The 7,604-nt window shown below is 70.3% G+C and carries 4 protein-coding genes; all 4 read left to right on the forward strand.

Features of this window, described 5'->3' with window-relative positions; translation table 11 throughout:
- Positions 1–22: 22 nt before the first annotated feature.
- The 4 genes from serA (at position 23) to DY240_RS08440 (ending at position 7,512) form a co-directional block, all read left to right on the forward strand.
- Positions 23–1,612, forward strand: a complete 1,590-nt coding sequence (gene serA / locus DY240_RS08425; RefSeq protein WP_119659490.1) for a phosphoglycerate dehydrogenase — start codon at positions 23–25, stop codon at positions 1,610–1,612.
- 844 nt (positions 1,613–2,456) lie between these two features.
- Entirely contained in the window at positions 2,457–3,500 is a 1,044-nt protein-coding gene (locus tag DY240_RS08430) for a 3-isopropylmalate dehydrogenase (RefSeq protein WP_119659491.1), read from the forward strand.
- A gap of 171 nt (positions 3,501–3,671) precedes the next feature.
- Positions 3,672–5,576, forward strand: coding sequence for a Xaa-Pro dipeptidyl-peptidase (locus DY240_RS08435; protein WP_199701085.1), 1,905 nt, complete (start codon positions 3,672–3,674; stop codon positions 5,574–5,576).
- 31 nt (positions 5,577–5,607) lie between these two features.
- The gene (locus DY240_RS08440; protein ID WP_199701092.1) at positions 5,608–7,512 is read left to right on the forward strand and encodes a Xaa-Pro dipeptidyl-peptidase; all 1,905 of its coding nucleotides are present in this window, start codon (positions 5,608–5,610) and stop codon (positions 7,510–7,512) included.
- Positions 7,513–7,604: the final 92 nt, after the last annotated feature.

Below are 7,604 nucleotides of genomic sequence, written 5' to 3' on the forward strand. Positions count from 1 at the left end.
CACACCGGAGGTCTAGTCCACCGTGACCAAGCCCGTCGTACTCATCGCCGAAGAGCTCTCGCCCGCCACCGTCGACGCGCTCGGGCCGGATTTCGAGATCCGCAACGTCGACGGCGCCGACCGCGCGGCGCTGCTGCCGGCCATCGCCGACGTCGACGCGATCCTGGTCCGCAGCGCCACCAAGGTCGACGCCGAGGCCATCGCCGCCGCCAAGAAGCTCAAGGTCATCGCCCGCGCCGGCGTCGGCCTCGACAACGTCGACGTCAAGGCCGCCACGCAGGCCGGCGTCATGGTCGTCAACGCGCCGACCTCGAACATCACCAGCGCCGCCGAGCTGGCCATCGGCCTGCTGCTGGCCACCGCCCGCAACATCGCGCCCGCCAACCAGGCGCTCAAGGGCGGCGAGTGGAAGCGCAGCAAGTACTCCGGTGTGGAGCTGTACGAGAAGACGGTCGGCATCGTCGGCCTCGGCCGCATCGGCGTCCTGGTCGCGCAGCGGCTGTCGTCGTTCGGCATGAACGTCGTCGCCTACGACCCCTACGTCCCGGCCGCCCGCGCCGCGCAGATGGGCGTGCGCAGCGTCTCGCTCGACGAGCTGCTCGCCGAGAGCGACTTCATCACCGTCCACCTGCCCAAGACGCCTGAGACCGTCGGCCTCATCGGCGAGCAGGCGCTGCGCAAGGTGAAGCCGTCGGTGCGCATCATCAACGCCGCGCGCGGCGGCATCGTCGACGAGCACGCGCTCGCGCTGGCGCTCAAGGAGGGCCGGGTCGCCGGCGCCGGCATCGACGTGTTCGCCTCCGAGCCGACCACCGAGTCGCCGCTGTTCGAGTTCGAGTCGGTCGTCGTCACCCCGCACCTCGGCGCGTCGACCGACGAGGCGCAGGAGAAGGCCGGCGTGTCGGTGGCGAAGTCGGTGCGCCTGGCGCTGGCCGGCGAGCTGGTGCCCGACGCCGTCAACGTCAAGGGCGGCGCCATCGCCGAGGACGTCCGGCCCGGCATCCCGCTGGCCGAGAAGCTCGGCCGCATCTTCACCGCGCTGGCCGGCGGCGTCGCGACCCAGCTCGACGTCGAGGTCCGCGGCGAGATCACCGCGCACGACGTGAAGATCCTCGAGCTGGCCGCCCTGAAAGGGGTCTTCGCCGACGTCGTCGAGGACCCTGTCTCCTACGTCAACGCCCCGCTCATCGCCGCCGACCGCGGCGTCGAGGTCCGGCTGGTCACCGACGAGGAGTCCGACGACTACCGCAACCTGGTGACGCTGCGCGGCGTCCTGGCCGACGGCCGCTCGGTGTCGGTGTCGGGCACGCTGTCCGGCCCCAAGCACGTCGAGAAGATCGTCGAGGTGCTGGGCTACGACATCGAGGTCGTGCCGGCCGAGCACATGGCGTTCCTGCGCTACACCGACCGGCCGGGCGTCGTCGGCACCGTCGGGCGCGTGCTCGGCGAGGCCGACGTCAACATCGCCGGCATGCAGGTCAGCCGGTCGAGCAAGGGCGGCCACGCCCTCGTCGCCATGACCGTCGACCAGGCCGTCCCCGGCCAGGTCCTCGACGACATCGTCGCGGCCATCGGCGCCGAGTGGGGCCGCACCGTCGACCTCGACGGCTGAGGCGTCCCGCCACTTCCCGGACTCCCGTCGCACCGTTCGCCGGTGTGGCGGGAGTTCGGCGTTGTGTCCGGGCGTGGGGCGTTGGGCCCGTCCCCCTGCTGCCCGATTGTCTTGGCTGAGAACGGGCAGCTGATATGGAGGACGGGGGAGAGCGGCGACGACTCCCGCGGCGTTGGCCCCGTTTGCGTGTGGCGTTGGTGTCGTTGAGCGTCCACCTGGTGAGATTTCGCCGCGATTCGGGGGCCATCACGAGGATTACCCCAGCGTCAACACCCCTACAGTCATGGTGAAGCTCACGGAATCCTCGTGATGTAGGCGATCGCCGATGATCATCGGCGTCCACAGCCCGACAAAGCGGGGCGAAACGGGCGCGCCAAGCGAGAGGCGTGCCCACATCCTCCCCGTCCCCCTGATAGCTGCCCGTTCTTCGCCGCGGACGGGCGAGTCAAGCGGTCATCGTCGCGCGAAGCGCCAATAGGTCCGCTTGACGCGCACGTTCGCGGCAAGAGAATGGGGCAGCAGGGGGACGGGGAGCCCCAGTGCACCCGGGCGTTCCCTGTCTCGAATACCGAGATGATCCGCCATTCCGCGAGACGGCGTTCGCGACGCTCCATATGCTAGGACGACCGAGTAAATCTGTGGAGCACATCATGACCGAAGAACAGCAGCAGGCTCTGGAGGCCCGGCACGCGTTGCAGGAGGCCATCGACCGTCGCGACAACGGCGGCGAGTACGGCCGGCGGGACCTCTTCGTCAGCCCCAGCTGACCTCGGTCGACGCGACCCGCGTCCGAATCGCGGGACGCGGGTGCCATCATGTGGACGACGGTCGTACGGTGTGGGCCATGTCGCGCAGTCTCAATCTGGCAGTCATCCCCGGTGACGGGATCGGTACCGAGGTCGTCACCGAGGGCCTGAAGGTGCTCGACGCCGTGCTGGCCGGCACCGACGTCAAGGTTGGCACCACCACCTACGATCTGGGCGCCAAGCGCTGGCACGCCACCGGTGAGACGCTGCCCGACTCCGTCCTCGAGGAACTGCGCGGCCACGACGCGATCCTGCTCGGCGCCGTCGGCGACCCGAACGTCCCGAGCGGCGTCCTCGAGCGGGGACTGCTGCTCAAGCTGCGCTTCGAGCTCGACCACTACGTGAACCTGCGCCCGTCGCGGCTGTTCCCCGGCGTCGAGACGCCGCTGGCGAACCCCGGCGAGGTCGACTTCGTCGTCGTCCGCGAGGGGACCGAGGGGCCGTACGTCGGCAACGGCGGCGCGCTGCGGGTCGGCACGCCGCACGAGATCGCCAACGAGGTCAGCGTCAACACCGCATTCGGCGTCGAGCGCGTGGTCCGCGACGCGTTCGCCCGCGCCCAGGCGCGGCCGCGCAAGAAGCTCACCTACGTGCACAAGCACAACGTGCTGGTGCACGCCGGCCACCTGTGGCGGCGGACGGTCGAGCGGGTCGGCCAGGAGTACCCCGACGTCACCGTCGACTACCTGCACGTCGACGCCGCGACGATCTTCTTCGTCACCGATCCCGGCCGGTTCGACGTCATCGTCACCGACAACCTGTTCGGCGACATCCTCACCGACCTCGCCGCCGCGATCACCGGCGGCATCGGCCTCGCGGCCAGCGGCAACGTCAACCCCGACCGCACCGCGCCGTCGATGTTCGAGCCCGTGCACGGGTCCGCTCCGGACATCGCGGGCCAGGGCATCGCCGACCCGACCGCCACCGTGCTCTCGGTGAGCCTGCTCCTCGACCACGTCGGGCTGCCCGAGCAGGCCGCCCGCATCGTCGACGCCGTCGCGGCGGACCTGGGGGAGCGGGGGACGGCGAAGCGCCGCACCGCCGAGATCGGCGACGCCCTCGCCGCCCGCGTCACCGCCTGACGTCACCCCGCCCGCCGGCGCGGCCGCACGCCCGGCGCGCCTTTCCCGCCCGCGTTACCAGTGCGTTTCGCCCCCTGTGTCGGCGACCGTCCGATCTTGACACGTCTCTGTCGCACCCACTTTTATGTGACATAGCACTGAATCGGACTCCTCCGGACATGGGAGACAGACGTGGTCAGAGCTCGCAGGCTGCTCGCCGTCCCCGCCGCCCTCACGCTGACAGCGACCGCCGCGGTCGCCGGCAGCGTGGGCGCCGGCGCCGCCGACGACGAGCCCGGCATCGTGGTCGAGAACGGCGTGACCCAGCCGGTCTTCGGTTACGACGACGCGATCCGGGAGCGCGTCTTCATCACCTCGCCGTTCGACTCCGACGGCAACGACGAGCTCGACGTCGTCACGATCGACATCATGCGCCCGGCGGCCAGCGAGCAGGGGCTCGACGTCCCGGTGATCATGGACCCCAGCCCGTATTACTCGACGCTGGGCCGCGGCAACGAGTCGGAGCTGAAGCTCGACCTCGACGGCGACGGCCTGCTGGACCGCTGGCCGCTCTTCTACGACAACTACTTCGTGCCCCGCGGCTACGCCGTGATCCTCATGGACATGATCGGCACGAACAACTCCACCGGCTGCCCGACGGTGCACGACGCGTCGGACAACCTGTCGCCGAAGGTGGTCATCGACTGGCTGAACGGCCGCATCCCGGGCGTGGACAAGGACGGCAACGAGGTCGTCGCCGACTGGCACAACGGGAAGACCGGCCTGATCGGCAAGTCCTACGACGGGACGCTGGCCAACGGCACCGCGGTCTCCGGCGTCGAGGGGCTGACGACGATCGTCCCGATCAGTGCGATCTCCAGCTACTACGACTACACGCGCAGCAACGGCGTCGTCCAGCGCGGCAACAACTACCTCGCCAGCCTCGCCAACACCGTCACCAACCCCGACCGCCGCGACTACTGCCGCCCGGTGCGCGACGTCCTGTCCGCCAACGACGGCGACGAGACCGGCGACTACACGCCGTTCTGGCACGTGCGCGACTACAACCGCGACGTCGACAAGGTCAAGGCCAGCGTCTTCGTCATCCACGGCCTCAACGACGAGAACGTCCGCCCCGACCATTTCAGCAAGTGGTGGTACGGCCTGGCCGCGAACGACGTCCCGCGCAAGCTCTGGCTGACCCAGACCGGCCACGTCGACCCGTTCGACTTCCGGCGCGAGGCCTGGGTCGACGAGATCCACAAGTGGTTCGACTACTGGCTGCAGGGCGTCGACAACGGGATCATGGACGAGCCGATGGTCGACATCGAGCGGGCGCCCGACGTGTGGGAGACGGCGAACGACTGGCCGATCCCGGGGTCGCGGCCGACGCGGCTCTGGCTGGAGCCGAACGCCGGGGCCGCGGGCGGGCTGTCCGTCACGCCGAACCGTCCGTCCGACCCGGTGCTGAGCTTCGTCGACGACCCCGCCCAGCGCGAGACCGCGATGGTGTCGAACGAGGAGACGGTCACCCCGAACCGGCTGGTCTACCTGTCCGACCCGCTCGAGGCGCCGCTGCACATCTCCGGCACACCCGAGCTCAAGCTCGGCGCGACCGTGAACACGACGGACACCAACTTCGGCGTGATCCTGGTCGACTACGGCCCGGCCGAACGCGTCCAGCGCACGGGCGACGGCGTCATCACGGGCACCGTCGAGGACTGCTGGGGTGAGACGGCGACGTGGGGCGGCTACGCCGAGGACGCCTGCTACAAGGAGGTCGACAAGCGGGTCGCGCTCACTCAGCGCGAGGTCGTCACCAAGGGGATCGTCGACGGCGTCAACCTGTACGACTACAGCACGCCGACCCCGCTCGTCCCGGGCAAGCCGTACGACGTGCAGTTCCCGCTGCTGCCCGAGGACTACGTCTTCCCGGCCGGGCACCGCATCGGCGTCATCGTCGTCGGCAGCTACCGCGACTACGGCAGCCAGGCCGACCCCAACCGCGCCACCATCTCGGTGCTGCCGGAGCGCAGCGTCATCGAGCTGCCGATCGTCGGCGGCCGGACGGCGGCCGTGGCGGCCGGCCTGGAGTGAACGCCCGGCTCTTCGGACATGGGAGGCACACGTGGTCAGAGTCCGCAGGTTGCTCGCCGTCCCCGCCGCTCTCGCGCTGACCGCCACGGCGGCAGTCGCCGGGAGTGCGGGCGCCGGCGCCGCCGACGACGAGCCCGGCATCGTGGTCGAGGACGGGGTCACCCAGCCCGTCTTCGGCTACGACGACGCGATCCGTGAGCGCGTCTTCATCACCTCGCCGTACGACTCCGACGGCAACGGCGAGGCGGACGTCGTCGCCGTCGACATCATGCGCCCGGCGGCCAGCGACCAGGGCCTGAAGGTGCCGGTCATCATGGACCCGAGCCCGTACTACTCGACGCTCGGGCGGGGCAACGAGTCGGAGCTGAAGCTCGACCAGGACGGCGACGGCCTGCTGGATCGCTGGCCGCTGTTCTACGACAACTACTTCGTGCCCCGCGGGTACGCGATCGTGCTGATGGACATGATCGGGACGAACAACTCGACGGGGTGCCCGACCACCGGCGACGTCTCCGACAACCTGTCACCGAAGGTCGTCATCGACTGGCTCAACGGCCGCGCCACCGGGGTCGACGCGGACGGCGACCCGGTGGTCGCCGACTGGCACAACGGCCGGACCGGGCTCATCGGCAAGTCCTACGACGGCACGCTGGCGAACGCGACGGCCGCGTCGGGCGTCGAGGGCCTGGCGACCATCGTCCCGATCAGCGCCATCTCCAGCTGGTACGACTACACCCGCAGCAACGGCGTCGTCACCCGCGGGAACAGCTACCCGTCGTCGCTGTCGAACACCGTCACCAACCCGGCCCGGCGGGAGTACTGCCGCCCCGTGCGCGACGTCCTGGCCGCCACCGACGGCGACGAGACCGGCGACTACACGCCGTTCTGGCACGTCCGCGACTACAAGCCCGACGCGGGCAACGTCACGGCGAGCGTGTTCGTCGTCCACGGCCTCAACGACGAGAACGTCCGGCCGGACCAGTTCAGCACGTGGTGGTATGAGCTGGCCGAGAACGACGTCCCGCGCAAGCTCTGGCTGACGCAGACCGGCCACGTCGACCCGTTCGACTTCCGCCGCGAGGCGTGGGTCGACGAGCTGCACCGCTGGTTCGACCACTGGCTGCAGGGCATCGACAACGGGATCATGGACGAGCCGATGGCTGACGTAGAGCGGGCTCCCGACGTCTGGGAGGAGTACGGCGACTGGCCCGTCGCCGGGTCCCGGCCGACGCGGTTGTGGCTCGCTCCCGACACCGACGCCGCCGGCCACCTCTCCGTCACGCCGAACCGCCCGTCCGACCCCGACCTGAGCTTCGTCGACGACCCGCTGCAGCGCGAGTCGACGATGATCTCGAACGAGCTCGCGGTGCAGCCGAACCGGCTGGCGTACGTGTCCGAGCCGCTGACGGCGCCGCTGCACATCTCCGGCACGCCGGAGGTGCACCTCAACGCGACCGTCGACACCGCGGACACCAACTTCGGCGTGATCCTGGTCGACTACGGCCCGGCCGAACGCGTCCAGCGGGCCGGCGACGGCGTCGTCACCGGCACCGTCGAGGACTGCTGGGGCGAGAGCGCGGTGTGGGGCGGCTTCGCCGAGGACGCCTGCTACAAGCAGGTCGACAAGCGGGTCGCGCTGACCGAGCGGGAGGTCGTCACCAAGGGCATCGTCGACGGCGTCAACATCGACGACTACGCCACGGCCACGCCGATGCTGCCGGGAAAGCCGTACAACGTGCGCTTCCCGCTGCTGCCCGAGGACTACGTCTTCCCCGAGGGGCACCGCATCGGCGTCATCGTCGTCGGCAGCTACCGCGACTACGGCAGCCAGGCCGACCCGAACCGGGCCACCATCACCCTCGACCCGGTGCGGACGGTCATCGACCTGCCGATCGTCGGCGGCCGGGCCGCGGCCGAGGCGGCCGGCCTGGAGTAGCTCTCGGTGGGGGCCCGCGGGACCTCCCGCGGGCCCCCACCGACCGCGCGGCCACCCGTGGTCGCCGCACCGGTGAACCTTCCGTGAATCCT

The organism is Jiangella rhizosphaerae, from assembly GCF_003579925.1.
In the GTDB taxonomy this organism is placed as follows: Bacteria; Actinomycetota; Actinomycetes; order Jiangellales; family Jiangellaceae; genus Jiangella; species Jiangella rhizosphaerae.